General features: G+C 35.6%; 15 protein-coding genes, 1 tRNA gene, 1 rRNA gene and 2 pseudogenes. 8 read left to right on the forward strand and 11 right to left on the reverse strand.

What is annotated here, in order from left to right; genetic code table 11:
• Window positions 1-144: 144 nt before the first annotated feature.
• Window positions 145-759, reverse strand: a complete 615-nt coding sequence (locus ACQH2O_RS00910; protein ID WP_010963111.1) for a hypothetical protein — start codon at window positions 757-759, stop codon at window positions 145-147.
• 153 nt (window positions 760-912) lie between these two features.
• On the opposite strand from ACQH2O_RS00910, the gene ACQH2O_RS00915 reads away from it, so the two are divergent.
• The 6 genes and pseudogenes from ACQH2O_RS00915 to ACQH2O_RS00940 all read left to right on the forward strand — a co-directional run bounded on the left by ACQH2O_RS00915 (window position 913) and on the right by ACQH2O_RS00940 (window position 6,125).
• Window positions 913-2,417, forward strand: a 16S ribosomal RNA gene (locus ACQH2O_RS00915).
• Window positions 2,418-2,517: 100 nt separating this feature from the next.
• Complete coding sequence (gene sdhC / locus ACQH2O_RS00920; RefSeq protein ID WP_010963112.1) at window positions 2,518-2,895, forward strand: succinate dehydrogenase, cytochrome b556 subunit; 378 nt, start codon at window positions 2,518-2,520, stop codon at window positions 2,893-2,895.
• On the forward strand, window positions 2,892-3,248 hold the full coding sequence (sdhD, locus tag ACQH2O_RS00925) for a succinate dehydrogenase, hydrophobic membrane anchor protein (protein ID WP_010963113.1): 357 nt from the start codon (window positions 2,892-2,894) through the stop codon (window positions 3,246-3,248). The genes sdhC and sdhD overlap by 4 nt, the downstream gene beginning before the upstream one ends.
• A gap of 84 nt (window positions 3,249-3,332) precedes the next feature.
• Window positions 3,333-4,571, forward strand: a complete 1,239-nt coding sequence (locus tag ACQH2O_RS00930; protein ID WP_425385209.1) for a hypothetical protein — start codon at window positions 3,333-3,335, stop codon at window positions 4,569-4,571.
• A 112-nt stretch (window positions 4,572-4,683) separates the two neighbouring features.
• A pseudogene (locus ACQH2O_RS00935) lies at window positions 4,684-5,235 on the forward strand (sugar phosphate nucleotidyltransferase); the annotation flags it as partial.
• A gap of 57 nt (window positions 5,236-5,292) precedes the next feature.
• Window positions 5,293-6,125, forward strand: a pseudogene (locus ACQH2O_RS00940) (IS5 family transposase).
• A gap of 47 nt (window positions 6,126-6,172) precedes the next feature.
• Here the strand turns inward: ACQH2O_RS00940 and ruvC are convergent.
• Genes ruvC through ACQH2O_RS00960 form a run of 4 tightly spaced genes read right to left on the reverse strand, consistent with a single transcriptional unit; the run spans window position 6,173 to window position 8,828 of the window.
• Complete coding sequence (gene ruvC, locus ACQH2O_RS00945) at window positions 6,173-6,661, reverse strand: crossover junction endodeoxyribonuclease RuvC (protein WP_425385210.1); 489 nt, start codon at window positions 6,659-6,661, stop codon at window positions 6,173-6,175.
• Window positions 6,662-7,489, reverse strand: a complete 828-nt coding sequence (locus ACQH2O_RS00950) for a cytochrome c oxidase subunit 3 (protein ID WP_006279354.1) — start codon at window positions 7,487-7,489, stop codon at window positions 6,662-6,664.
• A gap of 47 nt (window positions 7,490-7,536) precedes the next feature.
• A complete protein-coding gene (locus ACQH2O_RS00955) occupies window positions 7,537-8,196 on the reverse strand; it encodes a TenA family protein (RefSeq protein WP_425385211.1) in 660 nt (219 codons plus the stop codon).
• Between the two features lie 44 nt (window positions 8,197-8,240).
• A complete protein-coding gene (locus tag ACQH2O_RS00960; RefSeq protein ID WP_223823049.1) occupies window positions 8,241-8,828 on the reverse strand; it encodes a TenA family protein in 588 nt (195 codons plus the stop codon).
• A gap of 115 nt (window positions 8,829-8,943) precedes the next feature.
• On the opposite strand from ACQH2O_RS00960, the gene ACQH2O_RS00965 reads away from it, so the two are divergent.
• Window positions 8,944-9,776 (forward strand): IS5-like element ISWpi1 family transposase gene (locus ACQH2O_RS00965; protein ID WP_264374449.1). Its coding sequence is split into 2 segments (ribosomal slippage): window positions 8,944-9,313 and window positions 9,313-9,776, totalling 834 coding nucleotides; the frame shifts between segments, so codons are not numbered across the junction.
• A 193-nt stretch (window positions 9,777-9,969) separates the two neighbouring features.
• Here ACQH2O_RS00965 and metK read toward each other — a convergent pair.
• The 6 genes from metK to pheS all read right to left on the reverse strand — a co-directional run bounded on the left by metK (window position 9,970) and on the right by pheS (window position 15,225).
• On the reverse strand, window positions 9,970-11,142 hold the full coding sequence (gene metK, locus ACQH2O_RS00970) for a methionine adenosyltransferase (protein ID WP_425385212.1): 1,173 nt from the start codon (window positions 11,140-11,142) through the stop codon (window positions 9,970-9,972).
• A gap of 57 nt (window positions 11,143-11,199) precedes the next feature.
• Window positions 11,200-11,276: transfer RNA gene (locus ACQH2O_RS00975), tRNA-Ile, on the reverse strand.
• Window positions 11,277-11,285: 9 nt separating this feature from the next.
• Complete coding sequence (rpmA, locus tag ACQH2O_RS00980) at window positions 11,286-11,555, reverse strand: 50S ribosomal protein L27 (RefSeq protein ID WP_010082252.1); 270 nt, start codon at window positions 11,553-11,555, stop codon at window positions 11,286-11,288.
• A gap of 10 nt (window positions 11,556-11,565) precedes the next feature.
• Entirely contained in the window at window positions 11,566-11,868 is a 303-nt protein-coding gene (rplU, locus tag ACQH2O_RS00985; protein ID WP_010082251.1) for a 50S ribosomal protein L21, read from the reverse strand.
• Window positions 11,869-12,888: 1,020 nt separating this feature from the next.
• A complete protein-coding gene (gene glmU / locus ACQH2O_RS00990) occupies window positions 12,889-14,181 on the reverse strand; it encodes a bifunctional UDP-N-acetylglucosamine diphosphorylase/glucosamine-1-phosphate N-acetyltransferase GlmU (RefSeq protein WP_151808042.1) in 1,293 nt (430 codons plus the stop codon).
• The gene (gene pheS / locus ACQH2O_RS00995) at window positions 14,182-15,225 is read right to left on the reverse strand and encodes a phenylalanine--tRNA ligase subunit alpha (RefSeq protein ID WP_425385213.1); all 1,044 of its coding nucleotides are present in this window, start codon (window positions 15,223-15,225) and stop codon (window positions 14,182-14,184) included. It abuts the gene before it with no gap.
• Window positions 15,226-15,371: 146 nt separating this feature from the next.
• Between pheS and ACQH2O_RS01000 the strand changes: the two genes are divergently transcribed.
• Window positions 15,372-17,102, forward strand: coding sequence for a hypothetical protein (locus ACQH2O_RS01000; RefSeq protein WP_138264796.1), 1,731 nt, complete (start codon window positions 15,372-15,374; stop codon window positions 17,100-17,102).
• Window positions 17,103-17,212: the final 110 nt, after the last annotated feature.

Here is a 17,212-nt window from a genome sequence, read left to right on the forward strand (position 1 = left end):
TAATCCTTACCTTTTAATCTGCAGATTGGCGAGAGCAAATACAATAGCTTCACTATCATGATAAGGGCGCTGGCGAAGGGTGTCAAGTAAGTTTTTTCGTTTCATCCGATGCGCTGCCAAAAGCTATGCAAAAAGTCCAATGAGTTAACTCCCATATATCCTGAGTAATTCTTGTGCATTAGCTTTGATTAGGATAGGGCATTTTCTATCATTTAATAGGGAACGCAATATTTCAGTTGCACCTTTAATGTCGTTATTATGTATCTTTACTACAGCGATAGCTTCTTGGCTTGAATAAGGATACACTGTGCTTGATTCTAAATTATCAATTTTGTCTTTATTTATTTTTTCACCGTTGGAGTGAAGTAAGCTCATTACTTCTAAATATTGTGCTAACTCACGCAAAACATTAGGAGCATCTTTATCATCTGCCAAATCATTATAAATAGATGCTGTGTCTGTTGGCATTGAATCTGAGATATGATTGAATGCGCGTTCAAAATTTGCTAAATACTCCCAATTTGAATCTATTTCTTCTAGCAGCGGCTTATTATCTTTTTTTAAGAATAATACTTCGTAAAACTTGTCACCTGCAGTTATAGATTGTTTTGTGTTATCAATGTTGCGCAATAAGTATAATGTGATGCCAACTAACATTGGCGCGAGTGCAAGCAGAAAGATGTATTTTTTCATGGTAATATTCTGAATAGTTATATATTTATACATTAATGCTTTTGATTTGCAAAAACATATTGACATAGTGATTATATCACATAATAATATTCTTAAAGTTGTTTGAATAGTTGGAGATTAAAATATTTCTAAAGTAGAAATAAAGACAGCAGTATTAAGCTAAATTATTTTTTGTCGGATTTATCCGATGTACCCTCAACCTTTTATAGGTTGAAGTCTAAATTTGAGAGTTTGATCCTAGCTCAGAATGAACGCTGGCGGCAGGCCTAACACATGCAAGTCGAACGGAGTTATATTGTAGCTTGCTATGGTATAACTTAGTGGCAGACGGGTGAGTAATGTATAGGAATCTACCTAGTAGTACGGAATAATTGTTGGAAACGGCAACTAATACCGTATACGCCCTACGGGGGAAAAATTTATTGCTATTAGATGAGCCTATATTAGATTAGCTAGTTGGTGGAGTAATAGCCTACCAAGGCAATGATCTATAGCTGATCTGAGAGGATGATCAGCCACACTGGAACTGAGATACGGTCCAGACTCCTACGGGAGGCAGCAGTGGGGAATATTGGACAATGGGCGAAAGCCTGATCCAGCCATGCCGCATGAGTGAAGAAGGCCTTTGGGTTGTAAAGCTCTTTTAGTGAGGAAGATAATGACGGTACTCACAGAAGAAGTCCTGGCTAACTCCGTGCCAGCAGCCGCGGTAATACGGAGAGGGCTAGCGTTATTCGGAATTATTGGGCGTAAAGGGCGCGTAGGCGGATTAGTAAGTTAAAAGTGAAATCCCAAGGCTCAACCTTGGAATTGCTTTTAAAACTGCTAATCTAGAGATTGAAAGAGGATAGAGGAATTCCTAGTGTAGAGGTGAAATTCGTAAATATTAGGAGGAACACCAGTGGCGAAGGCGTCTATCTGGTTCAAATCTGACGCTGAGGCGCGAAGGCGTGGGGAGCAAACAGGATTAGATACCCTGGTAGTCCACGCTGTAAACGATGAATGTTAAATATGGGAAGTTTTACTTTCTGTATTACAGCTAACGCGTTAAACATTCCGCCTGGGGACTACGGTCGCAAGATTAAAACTCAAAGGAATTGACGGGGACCCGCACAAGCGGTGGAGCATGTGGTTTAATTCGATGCAACGCGAAAAACCTTACCACTCCTTGACATGGAAATTATACCTATTCGAAGGGATAGGGTCGGTTCGGCCGGGTTTCACACAGGTGTTGCATGGCTGTCGTCAGCTCGTGTCGTGAGATGTTGGGTTAAGTCCCGCAACGAGCGCAACCCTCATCCTTAGTTACCATCAGGTAATGCTGGGGACTTTAAGGAAACTGCCAGTGATAAACTGGAGGAAGGTGGGGATGATGTCAAGTCATCATGGCCCTTATGGAGTGGGCTACACACGTGCTACAATGGTGGCTACAATGGGCTGCAAAGTCGCGAGGCTAAGCTAATCCCTTAAAAGCCATCTCAGTTCGGATTGTACTCTGCAACTCGAGTGCATGAAGTTGGAATCGCTAGTAATCGTGGATCAGCACGCCACGGTGAATACGTTCTCGGGTCTTGTACACACTGCCCGTCACGCCATGGGAATTGGTTTCACTCGAAGCTAACGACCTAACCGCAAGGAGGGAGTTATTTAAAGTGGGATCGGTGACTGGGGTGAAGTCGTAACAAGGTAGCAGTAGGGGAATCTGCAGCTGGATTACCTCCTTAGGCTTTGCACATAATTTACCATTTTTAATGATGGTGTTGTTATGTGCTATACTGCTGTCTTTACTTCTACTTTATTTTAATTTCCCGATAACGGAATTTTATGAGTGATAGACCTCTTTCTCCACATTTACAAATATATAAAGTACAAGTTACTAGTTTTTTCTCTATTATGCATAGATTGACTGGTATCTTGCTATTCCTTTTATTAATGATACTTTCTTGGTATTTCATATTACATGTTTACTTTCCTGAGTTACTTATAGTAAGGTACTTAAATGCATTATTATTCACTCCTGTTGCTAAATTAGCTTATGTCTTATGTTTTATAAGTTTTGTATATCATTTTCTTAATGGTATTCGTCATTTATTGTGGGATGTTGGGCTTAATTTAGAAATTACTGGCGTTTCAAGGAGTGCTATACTGCTGACAGTAACGCTACTTCTTTCTACTATGGCTTTTTTATTTATGTTTATATGAGTCAGTCTGGAAATTCAGTACATCATTGGTGGGTTCAGCGTGTTTCTGCGGTAATTTTACTGTTCCTGTTTCCTTGGTTTATCTATTCATTTTCTTGCACATTTTATACTGATAGCTCTTTGTCTTTTAGTGAAAAATTTATTAATCACCCTCTAGAGCTTTTATTTTTTGTTGTATTGTTGTTTTGCATTTTTTGGCACGCAGTTCTTGGAATGCAGGTAGTATGCGAAGATTATATACACAGCGTACCTTTGAGGATTTTTACAATTACATGCATAAAGTACTTATCAAGCATTACTTATATAACCCTCGCTTTTACAATCTTTATCTTCTACAGGCATATTTTCTTGTAAAATCACCGGTGCTGTGTTAATATATTATTAGTGTACTAGTTTTATTATTGAACTATAGCATTATAGCGATTTTGGTTTGACAATATGTTTGAAGCATTAAAAAAGGGAGCAATAGATCTTACACTTAAAGCAAAAGGTCTGCTTACTTCACCTGAATCTCAAGTTTACGTCGAAGACCTTAGAAAGGTAATGATGTATGATGGAAGGAAATGCCAGTATCCAAAAAATTATGATCAAATTGTACAGTCTGCTAAAATCATAGAAAACAGGGATGTGCATGGAAATGCTATACTAGATAAAGATAAAAATCCAACCTATAAACTTTTGTATGGTCAACAAGATGAGAATGGAGAACAACCAAGTTTCAGATTATCTTTAGTTACCAAAGATAAAGATAATGATAGATCTTATTTTACTATCAATTATATAGACAATCAGGGTAAGCAAATTCCGATAAATGAGTTGCATAAGTCATATTTTGAGCCATTAGGCTTTTCGAGAATGGATTTGAAAAAACACGTGCCAATTTTTGAAGCTGAAAAAACTAAGGATCCTCAATATCCATTTGAATTAACTAATTCTTCTGTGCTAACTAAAGAGGTAAAAAATAAAGAAGGTAAAGTTCAGGAAGTTGTTGATGAAAAAGGAAGAAATGGAGAATTATTATACACTAGTGATTACAAGAAGCTAAGCACCCATTTTTCAGAAATTAGAGATCAGAATGGTAATCTAGAGCTAGATAAAAGTCTTATATCTGTTCCTATCGTTTTTGCTACAAGTTTAGCTAAAGTTTGTACTAAATTGTTGACTTCTCTTCCTATAAAGTTAGGGGAGCATTTAATAAGCGAACAAAACCCAATTGCAAAGTCTTTTGGTTATCTTTTATTTACTCCTGCAATGGCAGTAAAAAATTTAGTGGATATGGGAGCTACCATACTTAAGGCTCCAATTTTATTGTTTGTAGCAAATGAGAAAAAATATGGTGATGCTTACTACACCATGTGGAAACACCAACTGAAAGGATGTTTGGAAGAAGCAAAAAGTGACTTTAATGTTATTAAAGGTGAAGAAAGGCTAAAGCCGGATCATGGGAATCGTGATTCACTAGTGGGCACATGGGATGAGCTTAACGCTAGAAGGCCAAAGAAACAAGGGGATGATAAAGAAGTTAGCAAGAGTAATGAAATACTAAAGAGTCCTGAGGAAGAACAAAATAAGGGTAATGAAATATTAAGTGATAAAAGAAAAGGTCATGTTGAGGAATTACAAAATAGAAGAAATTCACAGCAAGGGCAAGGCGCTACACATGATCACTCTCATTAGCAATTACTTTAAATCAACATTTACTTTCTTTATTAACTATTCCACAACAAAAACTTGCATGTATTTTGCCCTCAGTATAAGATATTAATTAAATAATTAATATCTTAACTAAATGCGCCCTGTAATATTGTGTGGTGGTAGTGGTAGCAGACTTTGGCCTTTATCTAAGCCAAAGCAATTTCAGAAAATATTTAGTCAGAACACTATGTTTCACAACACTTTGTTGAGGCTAAAAAGCGATTATATGCCGCCCATAATTGCTACAAATATACAGTACGAGTCATTAGTGATGGAGGAATTGCATGCACTGCAAGAATATAAAGTGATTTTCGAACCAGTGAAAATTGGAACAGCAGCGGCAATATTAATTGCTGCACTTCTCTGCAATGAAAACGAGACAATGTTAATTCTGCCTTCAGACCATTTTATAGGTGATTTGAATAGTTTTTATGCTTCTACTCAAAAAGCGTCTAAGTTAGCCTCTGAAACTAACTCTATAGTCACTTTTGGGGTTAAGCCTCATGAATTCAATTCTGAATACGGCTATATAAATGCAGTATATGATCAGAAAGAAAAATGTCATATAGTGAAAGATTTTACAGAAAAGCCCGAGCGTAAGTTAAGTAACGATCATTATTGGAACTCTGGAATATTTGTGTTTAGAGGTTGTCCGGAAACAAGTAAAAGGCTATAATATCTGAAATTTTAGTACGGGGTAAAGATGAGAAAAAAGTATCCAACAGATCTAAGCGAAAGGGAATGGGCAAGAATAGAAAAACACTTCAGAGTATCATACAAGAAAGGAGGAAGGCCGCCAAAGTATAGCAAAAGAGAAATATTAGAAGCAATTTTCTATGTATTGCGTACAGGGTGTCAATGGCGGTATTTACCAAATGATTTTCCGCTATGGAAGACTGTGTATGAGCAGTTCAGGCAATGGAAGAAGCAGGGAATTTTTGAGAAAATGAATTATGAAATTACAAAATATAGTAGAAGAAAAATAGGAAGGAATGAGCAGCCGAGTGCCTGTATAGTAGATAGTCAATCTGTAAAGACTACAGAAAAGGGGGGATCAAAGGCTATGATGGAAGTAAAAAAGTAAAGGGTAGAAAAAGGCATATAATTACAGACACTCAGGGTTTTATACTAGGTTGTTACGTAGGCGCTGCTAACGAAAATGATAGAGATGGTATTAAAATAGCATTAAACAATATGAGAACAAAATATACTAAAGTTAAAAAAATGTGGGCTGACATGGGATACCAAGGAAGAAATTTAAAGAATCACATAAAGGAAGAATATGACATAGATATTGAAATTGTTAAAAGGCCTCCATGTAGATTTTGGGTGCACAAAGATACGCCACCTGAGCTACTACCAACAAGAGAACAAGGGTTTAAAGTACAGCCAAGAAGATGGGTTGTAGAAAGGACTTTTGCTTGGGTTAATAGGAATAGAAGGCTATCGAAGGAGTATGATTTACTCACAACATCCACTGAGAATTTCATATACCTAGCTATGAGTAGGGTTATGTTAAAGAGGGAATATGCTTGAATTTACTAGTTTCCGGACAACCTCTCAAACTGAATCCCATATAAAAGTTACTCAACAAAACAAGAACCTTTCGTATAAGCATGACAAATTGCTACAGCAAGAGCGTCAGCAGCATGGTGGCATTTTATACTCAAATTTTTAACTATTTGCTTCACCATAAATATAATCTGATCCTTATCAGCATGGCCATTTCCGGTAATGCTTTTTTTTACATAGTTTGCATCATATTCATTCATAGTTAGCTTTGTTATTTTTAACGCTAAAATTACAACCCCTCTTGCATATCCTAAAGTTAGTGAAGATTTAGGATTTTTATTAACAAAAATTTTCTCCACCGCAGCTTCATTCGGAGAGTATAGGGAAATTACTTTCTTTAATTGTTCAAAAATTATATGTAGGCGTTCACCTGTACCCAATTTACCATCAGTTGATATGGTACCGCCGCCCAAAAATTCAATATTATTTTTTTCGTTCAGGCTGATAACGGCCCACCCAGTCTTGCTTATTCCTGGATCTAGACCTATTATTTTAACCACTTAATAAACGCTTAACCAATAGACAAACAAAAATAAAAATATCCAGACTACATCTACAAAGTGCCAATACCAGGAGGCAAACTCAAAGCACAAATGGTCCTGAAGTGTAAATTGGCCTTTCCGTGCTCTAAATAAACACACTGATAAAAATATTATTCCTATTATAACGTGTGCGCAGTGAAAACCGGTAATCATATAAAAATTGGATGTATAAATAAGCTTTTCTCCTGTTTCTTGTAGAGAAAAACTCGCTTCATGATACTCTATTGCTTGCACTATTATAAAAAAAACTCCAAGCAATATAGTTATGGACAGCATTTTAATCATGCTCTTTTTATCATTTTTAAGTAAAGAGTGATTTGCCCAAGTAATTGTTGTACCAGAAAGCAATAATATTAATGTATTCATGAATGGTAGTGACCACGGATCAGGTGGCAAAATTCCCTCAGGGGGCCATTCAACTTTTTTTGCAGGAGAAAACGCCTCAAATAAAAAAACTGGATCAAGCCAGGCTTTAAAGAATGAACAAAAGAACACTATAAAAAATACGACCTCCGAGAGAATAAACAAGTACATTGCAAATTTGAGTCCATGTTTTACAATGGCAGTGTGACATTTGTCATAAATGGCCTCCCTTATTACATCTCTCCACCAATAAAACAGCACCCCTGATACTGCGGAGATTCCCAAAACTAAACAAAACATTCCGACAATTTGTTTATGAAGCGCGCCAACTAATCCAAGTGCAAGAATAAGAATTGCTGCTGATACAGCAATTGGCCAAGGGCTTGGATCCACTAAATGAAAATCATGTTCTTTACTTTTCATAGCATTTTAAAAAATACTTATTAAGGATACAAATTAGCTTAAAATTGTCAATGTTCCTTAGGAAATTGATTGAATCTTGAAAAATTATATGCACCGTTCAAAAAATCTAACACAAATTGTGCAGTTATTCTAAACAACTCAAGCATTCTGCTCTTTTCGTTTTCTCTTGCTCTGCTGCAATATCCATCAACAATATTTTCCAAAATAATGCATCCAGACTTTACTGAATCACTGTAACAAAAATTAAACCAATCCCTATATCTATTATTTTTCTTGAATCTATTTTTCATGCTATCAACGACAGTCTCGTATATAAACATGCAAGAATACAAAACCGTCATAGCCTCATAGGTATTACTATGCGAGATGGATAAAAGAAAATTAATGAAATTAAAACACTCAAGAGATTTCTTTTCGCGACTTATACCGTACATAGTAAAGTAGTAGTCATATAGCATTCTATTAACAGTCACTACTCTTTGGGCTACTTCAGCAAGCGAGATAATACTACTATAATCTTCCATTTTGGATGCAGTAATTAAGGTGGTACGAATATAATCACCTAAGAACAACGTCTTTTGTTGAGCATAGAATTTGAAGTTCTCTATATTTAGGGTGTTATTCGCTAACTCAACATTAAAAGGATGCTCAATTATATCCTTTAAAAGATTTGACCCGTAACAGCTCCTAATTATGCCACTGAACACTGTAGTTACCGATAAAAGATCAAGTTAACGTAAATAATCCGCTGCTAATATTCTTTGCTAGATATATTAGAGTAATATGCCTCATCCCAAAACATTATTTCTAATTCCAGCCCTTTCTTAAAAAACTCATACATCCTCTTTTTTTCACAGTCACTAGCTTTTTTATATAGCTTATTTGTAATATCAGTAACCTCATCAATTACAGCATTTACTGTTTCGCTACTATAAATGTTGATCCACTCTTTGTATTTGTTATTTTTAACCCCTTTAGTTGTTATCTCATTTACCATATGGCGTATAACGATTTGGTATATGTTAAAGCAAGAATAAGATGCTACTAAAGCTTCATTAACAGAATTGTGATATGCGGCACTCATGAAAAAGTCAGTAAAGGCAGAACAAGCTCTTGACTTTTTGTGATCATCAGATAGATCACAATCTTCAAAATATTTTTTATACTGTTCTCGAACATAAAATGCTCCTTGTGCCAAATTGATTAAACTACTCATCATTTCAATATCATCAACTCTAGCTGCAACAATTAAAAAAGCACGAGCGCAATCTATACAATACAGAAAATCCTGCTGAAGGTAGAATTTGAATTTTTCATAATCTAATGTATTATTTATCAATTCAACATTAAAAGGGTGTTCTTTTATTTTATCAATAAGATCAGAAAACTCTTTTAGAGGTTGTCCGGAAACAAGTAAAAGGCTATAATATCTGAAATTTTAGTACGGGGTAAAGATGAGAAAAAAGTATCCAACAGATCTAAGCGAAAGGGAATGGGCAAGAATAGAAAAACACTTCAGAGTATCATACAAGAAAGGAGGAAGGCTGCCAAAGTATAGCAAAAAAGAAATATTAGAAGCAATTTTCTATGTATTGCGTACAGGGTGTCAATGGCGGTATTTACCAAATGATTTTCCGCTATGGAAGACTGTGTATGAGCAGTTCAGGCAATGGAAGAAGCAGGGAATTTTTGAGAAAATGAATTATGAAATTACAAAATATAGTAGAAGAAAAATAGGAAGGAATGAGCAGCCGAGTGCCTGTATAGTAGATAGTCAATCTGTAAAGACTACAGAAAAGGGGGGATCAAAGGCTATGATGGAAGTAAAAAAGTAAAGGGTAGAAAAAGGCATATAATTACAGACACTCAGGGTTTTATACTAGGTTGTTACGTAGGCGCTGCTAACGAAAATGATAGAGATGGTATTAAAATAGCATTAAACAATATGAGAACAAAATATACTAAAGTTAAAAAAATGTGGGCTGACATGGGATACCAAGGAAGAAATTTAAAGAATCACATAAAGGAAGAATATGACATAGATATTGAAATTGTTAAAAGGCCTCCATGTAGATTTTGGGTGCACAAAGATACGCCACCTGAGCTACTACCAACAAGAGAACAAGGGTTTAAAGTACAGCCAAGAAGATGGGTTGTAGAAAGGACTTTTGCTTGGGTTAATAGGAATAGAAGGCTATCGAAGGAGTATGATTTACTCACAACATCCACTGAGAATTTCATATACCTAGCTATGAGTAGGGTTATGTTAAAGAGGGAATATGCTTGAATTTACTAGTTTCCGGACAACCTCTTACAATTACGTTGTACAGTTCTCCTTCTATTTCGTTATACACTTTATAAGCCTCACAATAAAAATTGAATATAAAAATTATTACTAATATGGTATAATTATTATGAAAAAGCGTGCTATGCTTTAACAATAAGCTAGTATATAAATATGGGGCTGTAAATCAAAAATTTTAGCAATCTAAAGAAATTTTACTATTACCTTCTATATTGAATTCTCTACGAAGATCAGCAGACAAGTTTATGCTTTCCCAAGAAAATCCACCGTCACTTTCTGACTCTTTACCAAAATGTCCATAACAGGCTGTACGTTTATATATAGGATGATTAAGCGATAAATGCTTGATTATGCCTTTTGTTGATAAATCTATATTATTCTCGATAAACTTTTTAATTACTCTTTCCTCTACCTTATTCGCACCAAATGTATCAATATAGAATGAAGTAGGTTTTGATACACCAATTGTATAAGAAAGCTGCACAAGACAACGTTCAGCCAAACCTGCAAAGACAATATTTTTAGCAAGATATCTTGCCATATAAGCCGCAGATCTATCAACTTTGGTTGCATCTTTTCCGGAAAACGCTCCTCCACCGTGTGGAATATAACCTCCATAAGTATCAACCATAATTTTTCGTCCGGTTAATCCACAATCACTAACCGGTCCACCAATAACAAATCTACCAGTTGGATTGACTAAGAGATTTTCCTCAGGACACATCCATCCTTCAGGTAAAGATGAAACTATGTAAGGGTAAATTATTTCTTTTACTTTTGATTGATCCAAATCCTCAGGGTGCTGTATTGAGACAATAATACTTTCAGCACGTACCGGGAGGTTATTCTCATATGCCAAAGTGATTTGTGACTTTGCATCTGGACCAAGTTTTGCTTCTTTAACTGCGCTCATGATATTTTTCAGAATCGAGTGTGCATAAAAAATGGGTGCCGGCATAAGGTTTTCTGTCTCTGTTGTTGCATAGCCATACATTATGCCCTGATCTCCAGCACCTTGATCCAACCCTATTGCAATGTCATTTGATTGCTCATGCAGCAATATATTTACTTTCACTTTTCTCCAGTGGAACCCATCGTGCTTGTAACCAATATCTTTTATTGTATTCCGTACAATACTTTCAATCCTGCTATTTTTGATGTTAGGCCCAAACACTTCCCCAGCTATAATAACGTTATCTTTGGTGACTAAAGTCTCTATTGCAGCTCGCGCAAAAGGATCAGTAAAAAGGTACTCATCAAGTATTGCATCTGAAATTTGATCTGCTACTTTATCTGGATGACCAGCCGCCACTGATTCACTGGTTACTAAATTTTTATATAAACTCATGTTTTTGCTTATACAATATCAAAACCGCTATAGAAAACACAGTTAGTAACTACTAAATGGTGGGTCTGGGAAGAGTTGAACCTCCGACCTCACGCTTATCAGGCGTGCGCTCTAACCACCTGAGCTACAGACCCCTGATTTATTCAAGCTGAAGCTTTCATATTATCTGTAGGCAAGATATCAATAAAAGTCTTTTTATTTGCTGATCTTCTAAAGCTGACCCAGCCTTCTATTTTAGCAAAAATCGTATGATCTTTACCTATACCAACATTCTTTCCAGGATGGAATTTTGTGCCTCTTTGGCGCACAATTATGTTACCAGGAATAACCTTCCCATTCTTCTTTATTCCTAACCTACGACCCGCTGAATCTCTACCATTACAGGAACTACCACCTGATTTTTTAGTTGCCATATCTTACCTCTTACTTTTGAAGACTAATTTCATTTATACGAAGAACAGTTATATACTGCCTATGACCAGTTTTCCTACGGTAATTTTTTCTTCTTTTCTTCTTAAAGATTATAATTTTTTCCCCCCTGCACTGCTCCAACACTTCAGCTTTAACAGTAGCATTAGATGAATAAGATAAGCCACTATTTGAAATACAAATCACCTTATTGATTTCCACCTCTTTTTTTTCTTCAGCTTCTAACTTCTCTACCTTTATTATACTACCTTCTTTTACTAAATATTGCTTTCCACCAGTCTCAATTACTGCAAACATGATAAATATAAATTATTGTTATTAACTTTAATCGTAAACGATGTCATATACGCTGTCAATATAAATAAAAAGCATGACTTAACGTTCTTTTTGAGCTACTAAAATACTTCTATCTGTTTTCATCTTTTATCTACCTTTTCTCAGACAGTAGACTTCTTGCATAACCTAAGCAGAAAAAAGGCAAATAGTTATTATAGCTCTAAGTTTACCGACACCGTCATGCAAGTAGCCCCTTCTCCTGTCATCCGAGTAGCTTGACACTGGTTCCTTTATGACGATGTCATCCAAGTGTCAGCTACTCGGATGACAAAAAAAGGAGCACTAGGATGACATCATCCTTTTTTGGGATTCCAGTGTCACGCACTGGGATGACAGCAGTCCTACGTCATACCGCCGCGAACCGTCATACCGCGATTCATTCGCGGTATCTCAGCAATAGATCCCGCTAACAAGCAGCGGGATGACGATTGTCGTTTAGCCATAAACATTAAGGAATTTACCAAATGAAAAAAAAGGCAAAAGAAACCCTAGTCATTGTCTATTTTCAGTATTGGCGTTTTTTAAGTCTTAAACACTGCAATTTAGCTGCTTTTAATTGCAACTAACCTACGCTGCAAATGTTTAAGAAATTTACTAAGCAGAAAAAAAGACAAAGGACCCCCGAGTTAGCTAGTCTTTTACTATCTCTGTCGAGTATTGGCATTTTTTGATGTCTTGTAACGCTTTATAAGCGCGTTCAGCTTATTTAGATAAAAATCTAGATGTAGATGAAGTTTTGTAAAGACATACAGTATCTATATACTGCAAAAAATTAAACATAAGACGCCGATACATTAAGTAATCCTTACCTTTTAATCTGCAGATTGGCGAAAGCAAATACAATAGCTTCACTGTTATGATAAGGGGGCTGGCGGAGTTTGTCAAGGAAGTTTTTTTGTTTCTATTCCCAATAAAAGTTTGTTATATGGTTATGCAAGAAGTCTAATATTAAAAATGACACAACAACATAATTAAATTAGACTACTTTATTCTCTTAGTTACTTGCTTTTCTCTTGCTATTGCAAGGCTTTTTTCTGGTACATCCTCAACTATAACACTACCTGCTGCAATTACAGATTCATCATGAATATTAAGCGGCGCAATTAGTGAGCTATTGGCGCCAACAAAGCAATTGCTCCCTATATTCGTTTCATGTTTATTTTTCCCATCATAATTACAAACAATAGTGCCTGCTCCTATATTACTCTCCTGCCCTACTTTAGCATTTCCTATATAACTTAAGTGTTTTATTCTAGTGTTTTGACCAACTTCACTTGTTTTCACTTCCACAAAATTTCCTATTTTTGCCTTATTACCAATTGTTGTGTTTCCGCGTATTCTGGTAAATGGACCGACCTCAGCATTACTTTTAATTAAGCAGTTTTCTAAATGCGAAAATGGCAGTATTTTCGCACCAGACTCTATTTTCACTCCAGTACCGAAAAAAACATATGGGTAAATAACTGAATCTCTGGCAATTTGCGTATCAAGAGAAAAGAAAACAGTCTCTGGTGCAACAAGCGTTACTCCGGAGTCGGTAAAAATTTTTCTTTTATTTTCTTGAAAGTAAAACTCAGCTTTTATAAGGTCATTTCTGTTATTTATTCCCGTTGCTTCTTCTCCACCGGTAATAACGTAACCGACATTTAAATTACTCTTCACTGCAATGGAAACTATATCGGTCAAGTAATATTCATGAGTTGAGCTATTGCACTCTATTTTCTCCACCAATTCACGTAAATTCTTTGCACATGCAACCATTATTCCAGCATTTGCAAGAAATTCTTCATGATTATTTTTATCACTCTTTGCTTCTACGATTTCTCTTAAGGAACCATTCTCAATAATTAACCTACCGTATTCTTTATTGCTTGTCCTAAAACCTAGGCAAACTAGAGCCTTGCCTTCTAAATAACTAATCATTTTAGTTATTGTGCTGCTTTTTATGAGCGGAGTATCCCCATACTGCACAACAACTATGCTTGAATCTGGCAATTCTCTTAGGTTTCTCATCGCAGTTTTGACCGCATCTCCCGTGCCAAGTGTTAATTCTTGTGTAATTAACTGTATATCCTTAAAACACTTTAGTCTTTCAATTAAAGGCTGATCAACTACAACAGCAATATTTTCAGGATTTAACTGTTTTGCATTGTAAATGACATGCTGGAGCATGGAAAAACTGCCTATTTTGTGTAGGACCTTAGGCAAATCTGAATTCATCCGCCTGCCATGCCCTGCAGCAAGTATAACGAACGTATGAGTTTTACTTATCACTTATCTTAAAGATGAAAAATGAAAACCGTAATGATCAAGCCAGCTGATTTTGTTGTCATAAAAGCTCCTCAAGTCGCTAATTTGATATTTTAGCATTGCAAGCCTTTCTATACCAATGCCAAACGCAAAACCGTTGTATTTAGTATGGTCTATTCCAACATTTTGAAATACATTTGGATGCGTCATACCGCATCCCAGTACTTCTACCCATTTACTACCTTTATAACTTATGTCCACTTCCGCAGAAGGCTCGGTAAAAGGGAAAAAACTATTACGAAAACGTATCTTCAGCCCTTTATCGCCAAAGAACTTATTAAGGAAGTGATGAATAGTAAATTTTAACTGGCCCATATTGACATTCTCATCGACATATAACCCCTCTATTTGATGGAACATAGGGGTGTGAGTTGCATCAAAGTCGTTTCTGTATACTCTACCTGCGGCTACTATTTTAATTGGGAATTTTTTTGTTTTTTCCATGGTTCTAATCTGTACAGATGAGGTGTGAGTGCGCAGTACCATTCTTTTATCATCTATTTTATTCTTTAAGTAGAAGGTATCTTGCTCCTCTCGTGCAGGATGATGACTTGGAGTATTCAGTGCATCAAATACATGAAATTCATCTTCAATGTCAGGGCCATCAACTGCCTTAAAACCCATATGTGCAAAAATAAGCTTTACTTCATTTAGAACCTTACTGAGTGGATGGACCTTGCCAATTTTTTCTGGCCTCGCAGACAACGTGATATCAACTGCCTCGTTCTGCAATTTAAAGTTAACTTCTTCGGCTTTTAGTATATTCTCCTTATTCATTATAAGCTGATCTAGCTTATTACGTAAAACGTTGATAACTTCGCCTAAATTGCGCTTTTTTCCTGCGTCTTCTATCTCTTTTAAGTTGTCAAAATAAGCTTTAATTACACCCTTTTTTCCCAAATATGATAGCCTAACTTTTTCTAAATCTTGTAAAGAAGAAGCATTCTCAATTTCGGAAACTGCTTTATCTTCAAGTGAAAGTATGTCATCTAATAACTCTTTATTCATCTTAAAAACGCTGGCTTAAACTTTCATTATAGTGAAATTTTAAATATCATCAACAATCCGAAAAATTGCCCTATTCTGATTATTAATTTATTGACTGATTAATCTTTTTTATTTACCTTTGCGTTGATGAATTTGCTGTATCAACTATGCACAACAGTAATACTGAAACTAAGAATAAGTATAAAATAGAGGATTTACCTAAGCTCTTTAAGGAAAAATCCAGAAACATAAGTAAAGCATTTTCTAGCGAAACAATTAAGATCAGTACTATTCGCTCGAGAAGTATTGAAAGTAATATACAAGAATTTTCATTTGAGCTAACAGCAACAGATAAAGACACCTTTAATATAAGATTATTTCGAATAAACTCTTTAATTAATTTTTTCAAAATCTGCCTTTCCCGGGAAAAAAATTTTACAGCCAACATAAAAGTGCCCAAAGAAAGCAGTGAACTATATAATAACTACTGTAAAACTAACAGTTATAAAACTGTAGAAGAATTCGTAAATAGTGCTCCGCCTCAAATCCTTCTGCAGGGCACAACGATAACGCTACAAACAGACGTTGAAAACATTAACCTGGACAACTTGTACCAAATCGAGTTATTTCTAAATGAAAAGCTACAACATGCAGAAAAAACTGAAAATGAAGACAAAAAAGAACAGAGTGAAACTAACCAAAAAAATGCACAAAATAAACAAATCGTACCAGTTACAGGCTCATTTGGCTTCGATGTAACAAATAATGGAAAACAAGTTACACGTGTTTCGATAGTAGTTGCTGCAATGCATGAAAACGTTTTCTGGTTTAGATCTTTTTTCTGTCTACCCAATTTTTTTAATACGTCACAATTCTTTTCCCAACAATTGCCAAAATTTTCTATACAGAGCAACAATATACCATTTGGTGTTATTCCAGCGTTTGACCAGGAAAAAAGAAACATGGATCCAAGTAGTCAAGCTACTCGGATGACAGGGGGTAGTATAGAAAATCCAATACCTCAAGAAGCAGAACAGAATGTAGGTCAAACTACTTCGCACACAGAGTATTTTAAGGCTAACAGAAAAAAGAAGTCAAAAAAGCAGACCAAAGAACTATCAGAGAAAGAAAAACCATTAGCCATAAAACAAGCACAAAATGATGCTAGAGTAGCTATGATAGATAACCAAATTGAGCACAGGGGGAAAAAACTCGATAAAATATTTATTGAAGTGATGAGTGGATACAAAAATCAAGATCCAGAAACATTTTGCAATATTTTCAGCTCAGTATTCAATATTGTTTACTTTCAAGATAAACAATTACATGCAATATTAGAGCCAGGCGAGATATCAGAAGTATTACAGATACTCGAAAGGCCACAACCTCTTAGTAACTCACTTTTAGGTAAAGAATATTTACAAAAACAAGTATATAGAAAAAAAGAGCAATTGCTTAAATTAGTTTCAGGTGTTTATATACAACAACCTTCTCCACAACATGAAAATACTCCTCATAAATCTACAAACCCTTTACCAATTAAAGATCTTTCACCAGCAACAAATGAAGCTAAAACTCTACCACCTACTAACATTACACTCAAATCATCATTAAAAACTGTATTTTCCTCAAAAAAGGCTTATTTTTGTCTATTTATAATAGTAGCATCTGCATCAACACTTTGCTTATGGCATTTTCCGTTAGGAAAAGTGTCAATGTTAAAAGGATTAGTGCCACCAGAAAAAAGAGAAAGTATTGGGCTAGCATTGAACATAGGGTTACCAATATTAACTGCATTATGTGTTCTGAGTTTGGCTTATTTCATATATTCTGAATATTCTATAGAATCTATTGAACAAGTAAGTGAAAACGATCCCCTTTCTCGCGCCTATAGCTAGTGCAGGCTCAGTTTTCCTACGTCATACCGTCACGGTATCTCTAGATCCCGCTAACACGTAGCGGGATGACGAATTTGTCGTTTTTTAAATTGTCGGTAAACCAGAATTAC

The organism is Wolbachia endosymbiont (group B) of Schoenobius gigantella (assembly GCF_964031005.1).
Classification (GTDB): domain Bacteria; phylum Pseudomonadota; class Alphaproteobacteria; order Rickettsiales; family Anaplasmataceae; genus Wolbachia; species Wolbachia pipientis.